This is a genomic window from Streptomyces amakusaensis (genome assembly GCF_039532665.1).
Classification (GTDB): domain Bacteria; phylum Actinomycetota; class Actinomycetes; order Streptomycetales; family Streptomycetaceae; genus Streptomyces; species Streptomyces amakusaensis.
The window spans coordinates 547439-564643 of record NZ_BAAASB010000002.1 but is presented as its reverse complement, the minus strand read 5'-3'; the positions used below and the strand labels follow the sequence as shown (position 1 = coordinate 564643).

The 17205-nt window shown below is 70.3% G+C and carries 14 protein-coding genes; 7 read left to right on the top strand and 7 right to left on the bottom strand.

What is annotated here, in order from left to right:
• Positions 1-46 precede the first annotated feature (46 nt).
• From ABD371_RS05065 to ABD371_RS05055, 3 genes are read left to right on the top strand one after another with little or no spacing between them, the layout of a single operon-like run.
• On the top strand, positions 47-550 hold the full coding sequence (locus ABD371_RS05065) for a hypothetical protein (protein ID WP_344473131.1): 504 nt from the start codon (positions 47-49) through the stop codon (positions 548-550).
• Positions 550-2841, top strand: coding sequence for a hypothetical protein (locus ABD371_RS05060; protein ID WP_344473129.1), 2292 nt, complete (start codon positions 550-552; stop codon positions 2839-2841). Before ABD371_RS05065 ends, ABD371_RS05060 begins: the two co-directional genes overlap by 1 nt.
• A 22-nt stretch (positions 2842-2863) precedes the next feature.
• Positions 2864-3448: a hypothetical protein gene (locus ABD371_RS05055; RefSeq protein ID WP_344473126.1), complete on the top strand. Its 585-nt coding sequence runs from the start codon at positions 2864-2866 to the stop codon at positions 3446-3448.
• A gap of 106 nt (positions 3449-3554) precedes the next feature.
• Here the strand turns inward: ABD371_RS05055 and ABD371_RS05050 are convergent, their stop codons facing one another.
• The 7 genes from ABD371_RS05050 to eccB form a co-directional block, all read right to left on the bottom strand.
• Positions 3555-3854 carry a WXG100 family type VII secretion target gene (locus ABD371_RS05050; protein WP_190125260.1) on the bottom strand — a complete coding sequence of 100 codons (300 nt, stop codon included), beginning with the start codon at positions 3852-3854 and terminating at the stop codon, positions 3555-3557.
• Between the two features lie 75 nt (positions 3855-3929).
• Positions 3930-4292: a WXG100 family type VII secretion target gene (locus tag ABD371_RS05045; protein ID WP_190125259.1), complete on the bottom strand. Its 363-nt coding sequence runs from the start codon at positions 4290-4292 to the stop codon at positions 3930-3932.
• Between the two features lie 77 nt (positions 4293-4369).
• Complete coding sequence (locus ABD371_RS05040; RefSeq protein WP_344473120.1) at positions 4370-5623, bottom strand: S8 family serine peptidase; 1254 nt, start codon at positions 5621-5623, stop codon at positions 4370-4372.
• Between the two features lie 38 nt (positions 5624-5661).
• Positions 5662-7494 (bottom strand): hypothetical protein, encoded by a 1833-nt coding sequence (locus tag ABD371_RS05035; protein WP_344473117.1) that lies wholly within the window; start codon positions 7492-7494, stop codon positions 5662-5664.
• A gap of 5 nt (positions 7495-7499) precedes the next feature.
• Positions 7500-7991, bottom strand: a complete 492-nt coding sequence (locus tag ABD371_RS05030) for a hypothetical protein (RefSeq protein ID WP_344473114.1) — start codon at positions 7989-7991, stop codon at positions 7500-7502.
• A 209-nt stretch (positions 7992-8200) separates the two neighbouring features.
• Positions 8201-9463 (bottom strand): type VII secretion-associated serine protease mycosin, encoded by a 1263-nt coding sequence (gene mycP / locus ABD371_RS05025; RefSeq protein WP_344473111.1) that lies wholly within the window; start codon positions 9461-9463, stop codon positions 8201-8203.
• Positions 9460-10989 carry a type VII secretion protein EccB gene (gene eccB / locus ABD371_RS05020; RefSeq protein ID WP_344473108.1) on the bottom strand — a complete coding sequence of 510 codons (1530 nt, stop codon included), beginning with the start codon at positions 10987-10989 and terminating at the stop codon, positions 9460-9462. Before eccB ends, mycP begins: the two co-directional genes overlap by 4 nt.
• 180 nt (positions 10990-11169) lie before the next feature.
• Between eccB and eccE the strand changes: the two genes are divergently transcribed.
• The 4 genes from eccE (at position 11170) to ABD371_RS05000 (ending at position 17080) form a co-directional block, all read left to right on the top strand.
• Positions 11170-12525, top strand: a complete 1356-nt coding sequence (gene eccE, locus ABD371_RS05015) for a type VII secretion protein EccE (RefSeq protein ID WP_344473105.1) — start codon at positions 11170-11172, stop codon at positions 12523-12525.
• Positions 12522-13229 (top strand): hypothetical protein, encoded by a 708-nt coding sequence (locus tag ABD371_RS05010; protein WP_344473102.1) that lies wholly within the window; start codon positions 12522-12524, stop codon positions 13227-13229. The genes eccE and ABD371_RS05010 overlap by 4 nt, the downstream gene beginning before the upstream one ends.
• A 224-nt stretch (positions 13230-13453) precedes the next feature.
• Entirely contained in the window at positions 13454-13687 is a 234-nt protein-coding gene (locus ABD371_RS05005; protein WP_190125251.1) for a DUF397 domain-containing protein, read from the top strand.
• A 324-nt stretch (positions 13688-14011) separates the two neighbouring features.
• Complete coding sequence (locus ABD371_RS05000; RefSeq protein WP_344473099.1) at positions 14012-17080, top strand: SCO5717 family growth-regulating ATPase; 3069 nt, start codon at positions 14012-14014, stop codon at positions 17078-17080.
• Positions 17081-17205: the final 125 nt, after the last annotated feature.

The following is a 17205-nucleotide window of genomic DNA, read 5'->3' as shown; positions in this document are numbered from 1 at the left end:
TGGGGTGCCGCCCTGCCCGTGGGTACGGCGAGGGGGTCTTCCGGGCATGGCATGGGACGAGTGGGAACGGCTCAAGGCCTCGGCGGCCGAGCGGAACGCCACGGGCACCCAGCTCAACGGGGTGCCGGTGGACCATGTCGAGGAGGGCGACCTCCGCGTCTCCCAAACGGACCTGGCCGCCGTCGGCAACGAGGCCCACACCCTCTACGAACGGCTCCGGAAAGAGGGCCGCGTCGCCGTTCCCGCCAGCGACAGAGCGGCGGGAGACCTCTCGGGCCAGGGGTTCGCGCTGGGCGGCGCGCTCAAGCACGTCTCGAACCGCTGGGAGAAGCAGCTCGGTTCGCTGCTGGACGCCTGCGCCCACATCTCCAACCACATGGACGTCAGCGGCAGGATCCACCAGGACGACGACCACTGGATCCGGCGGAGCATGAGCAGCATCAACACCCTCGACCAGGGGTTCGACGAGTCGTACGCCCCGGCGGGCGCGAAGAATCCGGCGTACGCCGAGAAGGACGCGAAGGACACGAAGGGCAAGGACGGGAACTGATGGACCTGGAGGCGCTGCGCTTCGCGAACTTCGCGCTGCTCGACGAGGCGATCACCGACTGGACGACGACGGTCACCCATCTGGAGGCTCTGGAGAGGGAAGCCCGGGAGGGGTTACGCGGCCGGGCCGAGAAAGCGAACTGGTCAGGGGTGAACGCCACCGTCTCCCGCGAGTTCATCGGCAGAACGGCAGCCGAGTTCGCCGACGCCCGGACTCAGGCCACATCCTTACGGAACATCCTCAAGGACACCCGCGACGAGCTGAAGAACTGGCACCGCAGGCTCGACGAGGCGATCGAACGGGGGACGGCGAAGAACCTGACGGTGGTCCCCGGCGGCGGGGGCGGCTTCACCGTCACCATGAACATCCATCCCGACCGGGCCGCCAAGGGAACCTCCTTGCCCGACCACTCCCCGGACGACGTCACCGCGCTGCGCGACGAGATCCAGAGCATCCTCGACAAGGCCACCGAGATCGACACCTCGGCCGCACAGGTCCTCAAGGCCCTGGCCGACCAGACCGACCACGGCTTCTCCGGCGCCCAGTACGCCGACCGCGACGCCGGGGCGAACGCCCTCAAGGAGGCGGAGAAGCTCTCCGCCCTCGCGAGGAGGAAACCCGACGACCTCAGCGCCGAGGACTTCGCCGCACTCAACGCCGGCCTGAAGAAGTACTCGGGCGACGAACTCTTCGCGGAGCACTTCGCCTCACAGCTGGGAGCCAAGGGAACCCTGGACTTCTGGGCCAACCTCACCGATCCCCGCTACGCCTACGAAGTCCGCGCCCATCGGGATCAGCTCGGCGAGCTCCAGAAGAACCTCAGCCTCACCCTCGCGAACGCGACCCAGAGCGACACCCGGTCGATGTCCGAGTGGAAACACGACATGACCCAGCTCGGCGGCCAGACCGTCTCCAGGACCAACTCCGCCCTCGGCTTCCAGGTCATGAGCAACCTGATGCGCTGGGGAAACTACGACGATCAGTTCCTCAAGAGCTACGGCAGAGAACTGATCAAAACCGACAAGGAGCTGACCCACAACGGCAAGCACAGCCCGCCCCTCTGGAACGACATCCCCCTCAACCCCCAGCTGAACCGCGACGGCACCGACCTCGGCTCGGACCCGTTCACGGGCTTTCTGGCCGCCCTGTCGAACAGCCCCGACGCCGCGACCGCCTTCTTCGGCGACACCTACGTCTCCAAGGACGAGGACCACGACTTCACGGAGAAGGACGGCGACAAAACAGTCAAGGCCGACCTCACCAACTTCGAGTACCTCTTCGAAGAGCGCGACTGGCCCCACGCCGAGGACCCCAAGGGCAAGGACAGCCACTCCGGCCGCGACAACCTCGCCCGCGCCCTGGAAGCCGCCACCACCGGCCATCCTGCGGGCGAACTGCCCACACGGGACACTCCACCGCACAACGCGGAGCAGGCACGGCTCATGGAACAGCTGGTGCAGTCCATCGCCGAGGACGGCGAGCGGCTGACCAAGCACAGCTACATGTCCGACAGCATCGGGCAGATCACCGCCGAATATCTGCCGGACATCAGCCGGGCCGCCGCGAACGACACCCATGGGAAGACCAATCAGCTCTTCCCCATCGCGGGAGTACCGGCAGACCTGTCTCACAACGAGGTCACGCGTCTGCTGATCACCTTGGGACAGAGCCCTGAGGGATACGCCGCAGTGGAGCTGGGCCAGATGTCCTACATGGCGAACTTGATGGACTACCACCTGAACCCCAACCTCCCGGAGAACCAGCGGTACTCGGACTCACCCGAGAACATCGTGGAAGCCATCGCACGAAACTCCGGCGAGATTGGAGGGACTCTGGCCATCGGTCGGCAAGAAGAAATTACGAGCCCGGCCGGACAAGCGGCGAAAGATTTCCAGGATTCAGTGGCGCAACAGAAGAACGCCTGGTCAGGTGCGATCGGCACGGGCGTGGGCGTCGGCGTGAGCTTCATCGCCTCCCCGATCGGCGGGGCTGTGGCCGGCGGTGTCGCGGCGACGGTCAGCAGCGTTGTTCTTGAAGGTCTGTTCCAGCAGTCCGAGACAGATGTCCTCAAGGACGCGGGCAAGGACGCGGGCAGGCTGTGGGAAGCGAGCGTAGACAGCGGCACTCGCTCGGCGCAGGAAGCCGCGATCAATGCGGCCAAGGCTCATAACGCAGATTACGCCGATGCCGTGGCGGACTGGGCCCTCAGCGCCTCAGAGGATGGCTTCTCGCATGCTTCAACCAACGCCCGGCAAATGTCGGATGATCTGACCACAGAAATTCAGCCTTGATTACAACGCCTACGGAGTCAAGATGAAGAGCTTCAAGAGGGCAGTTCAGCAAAGGATAAAACCTGCCTTCATGATGCCCGTGGCAGCACTGCTCGTTCTGCCCACCTCCGCATGCACCGCCCCCGAGCCGGAAGCCGCCAAGTCCTACACGGTGCCAAACACTCTCTGCGACAACCCCATCGAGCCGAATCTTCTGGAACCCGCACTACCGCCCGGCCGGAAAATCTCCACAAAGGAGACGAAGCTAATCGGGGCTGAAGGCTGTCACATCCTCGTGGACGGCGTGTCCGCGCTGTCGGTGCGCAAGGTCTGGCGGGAGAGCTCCACCACAGTTCTGGACGTTTCCTCTCTGTGGCATGGCGGGGGCATCAGACTCGACTCGAAGTTGACGAAAGACCGGCGCTACGCCTGGTCCGCCAAAGGAGGCGTCGCCAGAGTTCACTGCCCCGAGCCCAAGGAGCCCAAGCGCAAGCACGACTACACGCTCTTCGCAACCATCGTCATCTTCGGGGATCTGAAGGCGAAGGAGTCGGAGACGAAGAAACTCATCACCGCCTACGCCGCATCGGTGGGCAAATCTGCGGGCTGCAACGCCGCGAAGTCCTGATGGGCGCGTCGGTATCCCGCAAGGGCGGGGCGGGATACCAGGACGGGCTACAGGGTGGGCGTCTCCCGCGCACGCCCACCCTGTAGCTGATCTTGACGATCCCCGCTTAGAAGTAGCCCGCGGCCTTCCGGTCGCCGGCCTGGTAGGCGGGGGCCGCCTCGCGCACGGCGCGGGCGATGCCCTTGAGCGCGGTGTGGATCATCCGCGTCTCCTTGTCCCACTGCTTGTGGTAGTTGTCCGCGGCCGTCGCGGCCTCACCCTCGAAGGTGCTGGAGATGCTGCGGATCTTGGCCTGGATGGCGTCAAGGCTCTTGTCCAGGCGATCGGCCTGCTTGTCGATGGTCGCGGCCGCCTGGTCGAGCGAGGCGTAAGTGACGACCAGGTTGCCGCCGGCGTTGTCCGCCATGAGTCCTCCGAATGCCGTGTGTCTGTTGCTGAGTCTGTATCCGGAACCGGCCGAGCGCTTCAGCCGGCAGAGCGGTCAGTAACCGCTGATGTTCGAGGTCGCCGAACGGGTCGCACCGGCGTCGCCGGTGAAGCCGGGGGTGACGTCGACACCCTGAAGGGCCGCGCGGACGTCGTCGTCGGTGTTGGTGGCGGTGGTACGGGTGACCTGGATCGCCTCCTGGAAGTGGATCAGCATCTTGGCGATGCGCACCATGCCCTGGTTGATCTCGGCCTGCTTCGCGTCGAAGGCTCCGTGACCAATGCCCTTCCAGCTGCCTTCCAGGCTGTCGATCACACCGTGGAGCTGCTGGAGCTGGCCCTTGACGTCCTCGAAGTTCGCCGTGATCTCGTCTTGGAGACTCTTGAGGCCCTCATCGCCGACCTTCTGAACTGACATGTATCGGTCTTCCCTTCCCTGCGTTCATTCGTACTCGGTGCGGTGGATCGTGATGGTTCCTGAGCGCGCCGTCGCACTCAGGCGTTGCGACGGCGGCGGGCCAGGAGGAAGCCGCCTCCGGCGAGGACGACGACGACCGCGACCCCGCCGAGAATGAGTCCCGTTCCGTTTCCGTCCTCGGACTTCCCGCTGGAGCTTGCCACCGCAGGAGCCTCGCTGGACCCGCTCTTCGGAGCTTGTGACGTACCCGGTGCGGAAGCCGCCGGCGACGCGGGGGATCCGCTCGTCCTCTTGTTCGTCAACGGGCTGACATCCGGATCACCCGGCTTTCCGAGCCCTCTGTTGATGTGAGCCCCCGGCCGGACGACACCATGCCCGTAGAAGTTGCTGAGCCCCTTCTTCTTGCCGTCCTTGCCCTTGCCGGCGCTCTCGAACATCACCCGAAGAACCTGGTTGGCGGTCCAGTCGGGGTTGGCGGACCAGATGAGGGCGGCGGAGGCGGAGGCGATGGCGGTGGCGGCGCTGGTGCCGCCAGCATCGCAGTAGCCCTTGAAGGAGGCGTCACACCAATGGGGGATCTCGCTGCCTGGAGCCGCGAGATCGACGAACTCTCCGTGCTGAGAAAATCCGGCGGTTCGCCCCTCCGGGGCGGATGCTGCGACACCCACAACCTCTGGATACTGAGCCGGGTACTCCGCCTTGTTGTCCTCGTCACCGCTATTACCCGCAGCGGCGAAGAGCAACTTCCCCTTGCTTTCCGCGTACTCGACCGCCTTCTTTTCCTTGGCGTCCATAAATTCATTGCCGAATGACATGCTGATGATTCGGGCATCACTGTCGGCTGCGGCCCGGATGGCTACAGAGTTGTCCCACGGATCCGTCTTGTGCTTCTTCGAGAACTTCTCGTCAGCGATCCTGAACGGAATGATCTTGGCCTTGGGTGCCAATCCCTGCAAACCACCCCCTTGGCCGGTGCCCGCAATCAGTTCGGCCATGGTGGTGCCGTGCCCATCGAAATCCTCAGTCGCCTCACCGCCTACACCTGTGGCGTCCAAGCCCTTAAGGACCTGGCCTTTGAGAGACGGAGTCGATGGGTTCACACCGGAGTCGATCACAGCGACCTTGATGCCCTCGCCAGCAGTGGTCTTCCAGATCTCCTCGGCGTTCATCGCGTCCAAGTACCACTGCTTGGACCGCACATCCTCGGCCGCAACCGCCGTCGGCACAGCCCCAACGACGCCCACTGTCCAAGCCCCGAGCGCAGCCACAGCGCAGACCAGGCTCCGCCGCAGGGCATAAGACTCCCTGCGCTTCCGGACCTGGCTGGTCATTCCTGCCGTCATCCTGGCTTCCGAACCTTCCGCCGTGCCTAGTCGATCACTGGTGGGACGGCACGCCGCCGAACCGCCCATGTCTCTTCGTCTTCCGTCAGATAGTCCGGCCGGGCCGAGGCTGACCGCTCCTGCTCGTCCTCGGACTCCTGCCTGCTCCGACGGCCGACGAGACCGGCACCACCGGTGGTGAACCCGCCACCGGCGGCCGACCGGGGTGCGGGACCACCGCTACGGGGGGTGCCGACGATTCCATTGGTGCTCGGTGTACCGCGACCGCCGGGCTGGGCAGTACCGTTCACAGGTCCCGCGCCGATGACTCCCGACTGGCTCGGCCTCGCCGCAGAGGGACGGCCGACTGCCGCCGCCTCCCCGCCGATAACAGTCCCTCGGGGAATACGCGGACCGGCTGAACCGCCGACGGCGCGCTGAGGGGTGCCTCCGACGATGCCGTTCGCGCGTCCGGCTCCCATTCCGGCAGAGGGCCCCGCACCGGCGCGTCCCGCCATGCCGGCCTGGCCCGCAGCGCCTGCTGCTCCGCCGGCCATCGGGGGCTGTGCTGCCCCTCCTGCGGCTCCGGCGCGTCCAGCAGTCGGTGAACCGCCGGTGACGGGGCCTGCGGCCCCCGCTCGACCGGCTGCGGTACCTCCGCCGGCCGGTGTTGCCGTGCCTGCTCCGATCACCCCGGGGCGTGCGCCCTCGGCGTACTTGGCCGCAGGAGCGCCTCCGACCGCTCCCGGCCGCCCGCCGGCAGTGGCGCTCGGAGCGACACCTGGCTTGGGTGCTGCCGGAGCCCCCTTCGCCTGGGCGACCTTGCTCTGGACCGGGCTCGGCACACCCGCGATCACTGGCGGCGTCTGCGTGGCCGCAGGACCTCCAGGGGTTCCTGGAGAGGTCGTAGGGGCAGGGCCGGTCGGTGCAGGGGGTGCAGTGACACTGTCGATGTTCATCGAAGTATCCGGGAAGGCGTTTCCGGATTGCGCCACCGGCGCCCCAGGCGCGATCTGTGAAGGGGGCACCGGGCTTGCCGCTGGGGCATCCGCTTGAAATGCCCTGCCCACTCCAGTGGACTGAGCCTGCCCGGAAACCGCCTGTTGGCCGATCCCACCGGAAGCATCACCACCGCCTCCGCTGCCTGCCGAAGGGCTGTCCTTTCGCCAGTTGCCTTCAGGCCGTGGTACCGCCGCATCAAGCATCTTGGGCAGCCTCGGCGGCTCCTGCCCCGCCAGCGTCTGCTCCGAGACCGCGTAGAACGACGCCAGACGGTTCATCTGGTTGATCGCTTCCTGGCGGTCCCTCTCGGCCTTCACCGCAGCCTTGTACTCAGGGTTGTCGTCCTTGCGTTCGGACGGCGGGAAGGCGTCGGGCTTCTTCGGGTCGGCGCGGGCGTCGCGGGGGGGCTTGGAGTTGCGGACGGAGGTGAGGCCTTCGCTGGCGACCTTCATTTGGGTGCCGACGGTGTTGGCGAAGGTGCCGAGGTCGCCGGCGTAGCGGGCGAGTTCGCTGCCGAAGCGGCGGAATTCGTCGCCGGATTCGCCCTTCCAGTCGGTGGCTTTGACGAAGGAGTCGAGTTCCTTGGCGGCGCGGTTGAGGGCCTTGGTGGCGCTTTGGAGGGCGTGGCCGGCGTTTTCGAGGTCGGTGGGGTTGGCGGAGTCGAGGAGGTCGAGCATGGCGTTGAGGCGGGCGGACTCGAAGTCGGTCTTGCCGAAGAAGCCGCCGGGGCCGGAACCGTTGCCGATGCCGAACTTCTCGAGGATGGCGGCGGCGCGCTCGGCGGCGTTGGTCGTGCCGTATCGGGTGTGGATCAGGGCGCTGTCGGCGGCCTGCTGCCGCTCGTGGGCAGGGGGCTGGTTCGTGTTGGCGTCGCTCATCGGCGTTACCCCAAGTCCGTCGGAAGGGCGGTGTCGTTGTCGCGTGCCTGCTCGCGCTCCGCGCTCTTCTCCGCAGGCGCGGTGGGCCGCTGTGCCTCGCGGACCGCGCGTTCCTGTTCCACGCTGGACTGGATCGTGTGGAAGCGACTGCGCATGTCTTCCTCCACGTTGTCGAAGCCGACGTCGGCGGCGTGGACGCCGATGGTCAGCATCTCGATCTGGTCGCCGAGTGTTTTCGAAAGGGAGACCAGCTCCCGGTGGACGCGGTTGTACTGGGTGAAGAAGCCGTCCGCTTCGGCGAATGCCAATTGGGCGCCGCTGAAGGACCCCCGTGAGACCCGCTGTTCGGCGACCTTGGTGCTGCCGCCCTCGCCGCCCTCGAAATCCCTGAGAAGCGCGGTGACTTGACTGTGGAACTTCTTCAGCGCGTCAACACCGCGCTCCAGATCACTCCCACCGCCGGAGCCTCCGACCCCGCCGCTCTCTGCATCGAGCACGATGCCCGTCCCTCCCCGTTTGCCACTGCTGTCCCTCGTTCGATCGCGGCGGAATTCGACCACCTGCGATCAACCGGGCCCCACTCTAGTCACTGCCTATGACAGCCCCAAGCGTCTTATCCGATGGGCGGCTTCCTTATGTGAAGAACCATGGAGCATACGGGTCGTTGGCCGACCCGGTCGTGTGCGTTCCGTGTACGTCGGCGATGTCAGCGCCCTGTGGCGCGGCCCGGACGCCTTCGGGCGTCCCGCAGGGCCACCGCGCTGCCTCCGATGGCGGCGACCAGTACGCCGCCGCCGACCACCACATAGGTGGCGAGGCGGGTGTCGCGCTCCTCGGGGGTCTCGCCGAGGTGGATTTCGGGCGGGGTGGGGGGTTCCGCCCTGGTGAGGCCCTCGCGGGCGACGGGGCGCTCGATGGGCTTGTCGTCCTCCGTGAGGGCGCGTACGGGGTCGACCACTCCCCAGCCGACCAGGCGGTCGTGGTCCGAGGTGGACCGTTCGGCGGTCTGCTGGATCTGGGCGGTGATCTGCCGGGGGGTCCAGTTCTTGTGCTTGCTCTTGATGAGGGCGGCGACGGCGGCGACGTAGGGGGCGGAGAAGCTGGTGCCGTTGTCGGCGCAGTGGCCCCCGCCGGGGACCGTGGTGATGACGTCCACGCCCGGGGCGGCGACGTCGACGAAATCACCGGACTGGGAGAACGCGGCCCGCTCGTTGTTGCGGTCGGAGGAGGCGACCGCCAGGACGCCCTCGTACGAGGCCGGATAGGTCTTCTTGACGTTTCCGCCCTGGCCGTCGTTGCCTGCGGAGGCGACGACGACGACGCCCTCGGCCAGCGCCCGGTCGACGGCCTGCTTCAGCAGGGGGGTGGGCTCGACGGCCTTCGCGGTGTCCTGGGAGATGTTGATGACTCCGGCGTCCCGCTCCACTGCCTCGTCGATGGCCTTGGCGAGGGAGACGGCGGTGCCGTTGCCCTCGGCGTCGTTCTGCTGGATGGGGATGATCGTGGCCTTGGGGGCGAGGCCGGAGAAGCCCGTGCCGTCCATGGGGCGGGCGGCGATGATGCCGGCGACCTTGGTGCCGTGGCCCACGGTGTCCGTGGTGCCGTTCTCCGCGCCGCGCTCGACCTTGTTCCCGTTGGCGTCCTTGAGGTTCTCGGGCATCAGATTCAGCCCGCTCTTGGCGTCCACCGCGCCTTTGAGCTGGGGGTTCTTGATGTCGACGCCCGTGTCGATGACCGCGACCCGGACGCCTTCGCCGGTGGACTGCTTCCACAGCTCGTCCAGCAGCACGCGTTGCAGCGCCCAGGGCCGCCCCTGGTACATCTCGCCGGGATAACTGCACTGACCCGGTGTGTCGGCGACGGCGGACGGCACGGGAAGCCCGAGGCAGCCGACGGCGGTGGCGGCGGCCACCGCGAACAGCCGGCGGGAGGGCGGGGCCGGGCGCAGGGGTCCGCGCGGGGTCCTCATGAGCCCTGCGGCTGGCTCGCGGAGCCGGTCGAGAGCCGGGGGCCGGTCGGCAGGAACGCGGACCAGGCGGCGGGCACCGGCAGCGGGACGACGTCCTTGTAGCCGAGCTGGATCTGCGCCAGCTGGGCCTCCTGACGGCGGGCCTCCCGCTCCTCCTTCGTACCGGAGGAGCCAATTCCCGAGGAGTCAGCGGCGCTGTCGCCGTTGGACTGCATCGCGTAGCGCAGCCCGGTGTCGGTGACCAGGAAGAGGAATCCGGTGTCCGTCCGGGAGCCCGTGAACTGGCGGAACAGCTGGCCGGAGCCGGGAGTGACGTACGCGCTGCTCGACCCGACCGGCAGGGTGGCGGGGAAGTCCGCGCCCGCCCAGGTGCTGAGGGTCGTCGAGCCGCTGTCCGGGTCGACGCCGCGCAGGACGTTGCACACCGTGTTACGGCTGCCCTTGCCCTCGCTCGCGGAGTTGACGGGCTCGGGGAGCAGCTGCGGCCAGCGCTTCTCCTGGTTGAACGGCTCGCCCGGCCGGAAGGCGCCGCCGCTGAGGCGCTCGGCCTTGCCGTCCTGGCCGAGGGTGACCAGCTTCTCGCTGTTGAGGAGGAGCTTCGCGGTGAAGTCCGAGACGGGGGCCACCCGGCCGGGAAGGACCACGTACTTCTGGTCCTTGGTCCCGGCGCTCGCCTCCAGGACCATGCCCACCTTGTTCAGGGCGGGCTCCAGGTCGCCGCTGGGGATGCCCGCGTCCGAGCCCGGCACGGCGCCGATCTCGGGGAAGTCGATCGTGTCGCCCTCGCGCAGGGTGGCCAGCCAGGCGGCGGAGACCCGCTGCGGCACCCGGCCCTGGTCGGCGACCTGGCGCAGCAGCCGCTCCCCGGGGGCCAGGGGATACGCCCTGCCCGCCGCGTCCACGACGTGACGGACCTTGTCGGGGCCCTCCACGAAGAGCAGTTCTCCGCCGCTCAGCCGGCCCGCGCCGTCGGTCTTGTCCCGCTCGCGCTCGGCGAGGACGAAGGCCGCCTTCTCGATGGACCGGCCGCCCGCTCCCGGGCGCTCGCACACGGCCCAGCGCTTGGCCGAGCCCGCCTCCTTGGCGGAGGGAAGGCGGTCGGGGGCGTAGGGAATTCCGAGGGTCGCGCCGTGCGGAATATCGCCCTTGTCGAGCACCGACTCATCTACATTGATGACTTTTCCCTTGTCGGCATTGAGGAGGAGTTTTGCCGACGACATATTCAGAACGGGATGCAGCTGCACCTTGCCGTCCGTCTTCAACACCACATATCGCGTGGTGGATTTACTGGCGATGATGACGTTCTCACCGGGGTCGTTCCAGCCCTTGGGAGCCACCGGCTTGAACATCCCCCAGGCCGCGAACCCCGCGAGAATGACCACGCCGACGATCGCGCCGGGGACCACGGCGCGCAGGGGACGCGGCGCGCCCTCCTCCGAGCCGGTGGTGCTGGGCTGCAAGAACTGCGCGATCAGCCTCCGTTTGGCGAAGGTGTACGCGTTGAGTTCGTCCCGACGTGATGCCATGTGTCCGCTGTCCCTCTCCCCGCTGGGCTGCCAGGCTCAACCTCACCGAGAGGGGCCGGCGCTCGTACCGCCCTCCTACTATGCCTGCTGGGGCCGGTGGCCCACTGCTCAGGTAGGGTGATCGCCCGGTCAACGCCCATAGGAATGCGGCAGTTACCGACACAAGGGGGCAACGCGGGGATGGGTACGGCGACGCGCGCGCGAAATGGGCGGACTTCCGATCGACGTCGCGGCGCTCCCCGGAGACAGCGCGCGAGAGGCGGTGCGCAGGCCCCGGCTGCCGAAGGGACCTCGTCGTCCGCGGGCGCGCCCGCGACCACCGCGCTGCGCCCCCTCTCACACGGCGGCCGCATCGGCCCGCTGAGGCTCCACCAACTGGCGCTGGCCCAGATCGCGCTGGCGCTCGCCCTGGTCGGGCTGGTGCTGGAAGGCCTCTGGCTCATCCCCACGATGACGGCGGGCGGCGCGCTGCTGCTGCTCGCCTTCGTACGGCGGCGCGGGCAGGCGGCCCAGGACTGGATGTCGACCGCGCTGGCTCTGCGCTCCCGCAGGCGCGGCGCGCGGCCGTCCCCGGCGGACACCGACCCCTCACTGGCCCCGGTGGTGGAGGGCGTTCCCGGGTTCCGCCCGTTCGCCTACGTCGACCGCGACCGGCGGACCGTCGGCATGCTCGGCGACGGCGGCTTTCTGACGGCGGTGATACGGGTCGAGGCGAGCGGCGACGCGCTGCGCCCGGCCTTCGGCGCGCGGGCGCTCCCGCTCTCCGCGCTGGGCGGCGCGCTGACAGTGGACGACATAGTGCTGGAGTCGGTGCAGCTGGTGCAGCAGGTGCGCTCCGCGCCCGCTCCGCATCTGCCGCAGCAGTCGATGGCCCGGCTGTCGTACGCGCCGCTCCAGGAGCGGACGGGCGCGCCGGCGCTCAGGATGACCTGGGTGGCGGTGAAGCTGGATCCGGAGCTGTGCCGGGAGGCCGTGGAGGCGCGCGGCGGCGGGCTCGAGGGCGCGCAGCGCTGTCTGGTGCGGGTGGCGGACCATGTGGCGAGCCGGGTCACGGGGGCCGGTTTCCAGGCCGTCGTGCTGGATCAGGAGGAGCTGAACTCCACGGTGGCGACGGCGGCGTGCGCGAGTCCGCGGCTGGCCGCGCGGGCGAGCAGGCCGGACGCCGCGCCGCAGCGCCGGACCTCCGAGACGGCGCGGGTGTGGCGCTGTGACGACCGCTGGCACACGACGTACGCGGTGGGCCGCTGGCCCGAGCTGGGGCGGGGGGCGGCTCCGCTGCCCAAGCTGGTGTCGCTGCTGACGGCGACGCCGGCGTACGCGACGACGTTCAGTCTGACCCTGCGGCGCGGGGCGCACCGGGGCGCGCTGGCGGTGTCGGGTCATGTGCGGGTCACCGGCGGCTCGGACACCGAGCTGATCGGGGTGCGCAGGACGCTGGAGCAGTCGGTGCGCGCGGCGCGGATAGGGCTCGTGCGGCTCGACCGGGAGCAGCTTCCCGGCGCGCTGGCGACGCTGCCGCTGGGCGGTGCCCGATGAGGGGGGCCGGGGTGGCGCGCGGGCTGCGTGGTCCGAGGCATCCGGGGCACACCATGCCGGTCGGCGATCTGGGCGCGCTGTCGCTGCCGGTCGGGGACGACGGTGTGGTGATCGGCGACGACGCGGAGGGGCGTCCGCTGATGGTGGGCTTCCACCGTTCCACGCCGTACGACGTGCTGTTGATCGGCGGTCTGTGGACGGCCCAGGTGGTCGCGCTCCGGGCGGCCGGGACGGGTGCGCGGGTGGCGGTGGAGACCGGGCGCGCCGGTGTGTGGTCCGGTCTGGCGCAGGCGGCGGGCGCGGGGCTCGACTGTGTGACGCTCCATGATGTGGGGCGGGTTCCGCCGATGGGCGCCACGGTGGGCAGCCCGGTCGTGGTGGTGCGCGACTGCGGCATGCGGCCGCCCCGGGGGCGGGTCGTGTCGTCGCCCTGGCAGTCGGTGCTGACGCTGCTGCCGTATCTGAGCCCGGTGGCCCCCCGGTTGCTGCGGGACTCCACGCTGGTGGGGGTGCAGCGGGTGTCGCCGCAGGAGGCGGAGCAGATCGGCCGGATCCTCGGGCTCTCGCGGGCGGAGAGCGACGCGCTGCCGACGCTGGCGGACGGGGTCACGCTGTGGTGCTCGGGGAGTGAGCGGAACTGGGTGATGACCAGTGGCACGGACGCGGAGACCGGGCTGCTGGGCCCTGCGCGGCGGATGGACTGACGGACGGCCGCGCCGCGCGACGGTGAGCGGCGGGTGACGGGTGACGGCGGGCGCGTTCGTACGCTCGTACGTTCATACGCCCGGGGCTGTGGATTGTCTCGGATCACAGGGCGTGGTCGGCCTAGACTCCTGAGTGATGTGGACCGGCCGTCGGCCGCCCGGTGACCGCCGGCGCGTGGGGCGGGGCCGGTAGCCGAACCGTTTACCGAAAAGGAGCTTGATCCATGGGGAGCGCGCAGGAGAAGGACGAGCTGTACGCACTCGACATCTCGGGTGTCGAGTGGCTCAGTGCCCCAGGCACGAGCGAGGAGGAGGAGCGGGTCGAGATCGCTCATCTGCCGGGCGGGGCGGTCGCGATGCGGTCCTCGCTGGACCCCGACACCGTGCTGCGGTACACGGAGGCCGAGTGGCGGGCGTTCGTGCTGGGGGCGCGGGACGGGGAGTTCGATCTGAACTGACCCGGTCCACGCCGGTGGGGCGGGTGAGGAGGCCGGTGCGTCTGTCGAACCGTACCGATTTGCCCGCTCGGCCCCTCACGCTCCGCCGTCCTCGGTTCACTTGGGGGCAGAGCGGGGGACGGGGCGTGACGCACGGGACAGCGGACGTCGGGCATCGGGCCTGCCGGGCCGCCCTTGTTGACGATTAGGCTGGGACGGACAGCGGCAGAAGAACCTGCGGGGACGCCCATCGTGTTCCCGGGCGGAGAGCCGGGTCGATCGGAAGACAGAGCGGTCGCCCCCACCCACGACGCACAAGGGTGCTCGACCACACCAGGAGGCACAGTGAACAGCGATCGGGACGAGATCCGCGGGGGATGGACCCCTCCCGCCGACGAGTCCGACGCGGATCCCGCCGAGATGACGGGTGAGTTCACCATCGACTACACCCCGCCGGCCTGGTACACGCAGAACGCGTCGGGCGACGCTTCGGGGGCGGGCCGGATTCCGCCTCCACCGCCGCCGCCCGTCGGGCCTCCGGTGGCGACGCCGGGGCTGCCGGCGGGAAGCGGATTCGAGCCTCAGTGGACGCCGCCGCCCGCCGCGCCGGGGCAGTTCCGGGGACAGGAGCGGGGACAGGGACACGGGTTCGGCGGCGGGGCCGCCGGTGCGACTCCTCCTCCGCCGGCTCCTTCGCTCCCGGCTCCTCATGCCCCGGTGCCGCAGGCTCAGGTGCCGCAGGCTCCGGTGCCGCAGGCTCAGGTGCCGCAGGCTCCGGCTCCGCGGCCGACTGCGTCCGCGGCCGCGGATTCCGGTGAGTCCGACTCCGCGCCCGCCGCGCAGGCCTACGGGGGCGGCAGTGTGGAGAGCGGGGCGACCATGCGTTTCTCTCCCGCCGCGCTGAAGCGGGAGTTCGCCGCGCTCGACGCCGCCAAGGCCGCGGAGGCGGAGGCGGAGGAACAGGCCAGGAAGGCGGCTTCGGGCGCACCGGCCGAGGGCGCCGGAGGGCCCGGCGCGAGCGAGGCCCCCGCCGAGGCCACCGGCTCCGACGGCCGGGCCGACGGCTTCGGGGGCCCGGTGCCGACCGGCCGCCGGGCGCGCTCGGCCACCGACGACTGGCCGGGCGCCGCCTCCGGCACCGAGGTTGAGGCCGCGCCCACGGGCGAACCGGCGGGCACCGCATCCGGCCCGGACGGGATTCCCGGCGCGGACGCGGACACGGGCGCGGCCCCCGGCGAGCGGTCCGGGGCGGACGACGCCGTGTCCGGCACGGACGGCCGGCAGGACGGCTCGGAGCCGGTCGCAGGCGCGGAGAACAACACCGGGACCGGTCCGGACGAGAGCGCTCCGGACGACAGCGGCACCACCGGGGCACCGGCCGGGACGGACAGCCGGCAGGCCCCGCCCGCTCCGGCGCCCGCCTGGTCGCCGGAGCAGTCCGCGCCGGAGGCGGGGCTGCCCCCGCTGCCGCCCGCCTTCCAGCCGGCCGCCCCCGCGTCCGCCCCGCAGTGGCCGGTCTCTCCGCAGGCCCCCGGGCCGGGACAGCCCACCGCTCCCCCGGCGCAGACCCCGCCGCAGGCCCCCGCGCACGGCGGGGCGCAGCCGATGCCCGCCGCCGCCCAGCCGGGGCCCTTCCCCCCGCACGGCGCGTATCCGCCCGCGCCCCCGGCCCCGCAGCCGGGTTATGGATTCCCGCACCCGAACGGGCCGCAGGCCCCGCCCCCGGGCTACGGCTACCCGCCGCCGCCACAGCAGCAGCAGCAGCCCGGCCCCCCGCCGGCAGCCGCGGCACCGCAGCCCGGTTATGGACACCCCCCGCAGGGGCAGCCCGGCGGGCCCGGGCCGGGGTCCGGGTCCGTGCCGCTGCCTCCGCAGCAGCAGCCTCCCGGGCAGCAGCCCGGCCCTCCCTCCGATCCTCGCGGTGGGGCCGCCTGGCCCACCCCGGTCACCCATGACCAGCGCGAGCGCTCGGTGCCGGGCGCGCCGCTGGGTTACACCGCGGCGGTGGAACTCTCCTCCGACCGGCTGTTGCGCAACAACAAGCAGAAGGCCAGGTCCAGCCGGGGGCCGAGCAGTGCCTCCCGGTTCAAGCTGGGCGGCCGCAAGGAGGAGGCCGAGCGGCAGCGGCGGCTGGAGCTGATCCGTACGCCGGTGCTCTCCTGCTACCGGATCGCCGTGATCAGCCTCAAGGGCGGTGTCGGCAAGACCACCACGACCACCGCGCTGGGCTCGACCCTGGCGACCGAGCGGCAGGACAAGATCCTGGCGATCGACGCCAACCCCGACGCGGGCACGCTCGGCCGTCGGGTGCGCCGGGAGACCGGGGCCACCATCCGGGACCTGGTGCAGGCGATCCCGTATCTCCACTCGTACATGGACATCCGCCGCTTCACCTCGCAGGCCCCGTCCGGTCTGGAGATCATCGCCAATGACGTGGACCCGGCCGTCTCCACGTCGTTCAACGACGAGGACTACCGGCGGGCGATCGATGTACTGGGCCGTCAGTACCCGATCATCCTCACCGACTCCGGCACGGGGCTGCTCTACAGCGCGATGCGCGGGGTGCTGGATCTGGCCGACCAGCTGATCATCGTCTCGACGCCGTCCGTGGACGGTGCGAGCAGTGCGTCGACAACGCTCGACTGGCTCTCCGCGCACGGGTACGCGGAGCTGGTGCAGCGTTCCGTCACGGTCATCTCCGGGGTGCGCGAGACCGGGAAGATGATCAAGGTGGATGACATCGTGGCGCACTTCCAGACGCGCTGCCGCGGTGTGATCGTGGTGCCGTTCGACGAGCATCTCGCGGCGGGCGCGGAGGTCGATCTCGACATGATGCGGCCCAAGACCCGGGAGGCGTACTTCAATCTGTCGGCGCTGATCGCCGAGGACTTCGTCCGGGCCCAGCAGCAGCAGGGGCTCTGGACCGCCGACGGCAATCCGCCGCCGACCATGCCGCCGCCGATGCCGGGGCATCAGCAGGCGCAGGCGCAGGCCCAGGCCCCGATGCCGGGCCAGGTCCCCGGGCCGGGTCAGCCGCCGGTGCCGGGGCCGCAGGGGTACCCGGGTCACCCGGGGCAGCAGGGACACCAGGGGCCGGCCTCGCCGTACGGCCGGCCGCAGGTGCCCGGTCAGCAGCAGCCGGGACAGCCTTCGCCGTACCCGCCGCAGCAGCAGTACCAGCAGCAGCCGGGGCAGGGCGGGCCGTTCCCGCCGCAGCAGCAGTACGGCGGCCCGTATCCGCCGCAGGGCCTTCCCCAGCAGCCGGGGCCGCCCGGGCCGCCGCCGCACCAGCAGCATCAGGGGCCTCCTCCGGCACAGGGCCGGCCGGGTGGTCCTGACCAGCCCGATCAGCAGGAGCAGCCGCCGCTCGCCGAGTGGCCGCCGAGGCAGCCGCCACAGCCGCCGAGGCAGTAGGAGGGCGGCGGGCGGGAGCCTCATGGGGTCCGTGTCGCGACAGCGGTGCGGACCCCGCCGTCGTCGTGACGGCCCACACGCCGGTCCCGCCGAGCGTTGACGCGGCCGGACCCCGCTGGTACACC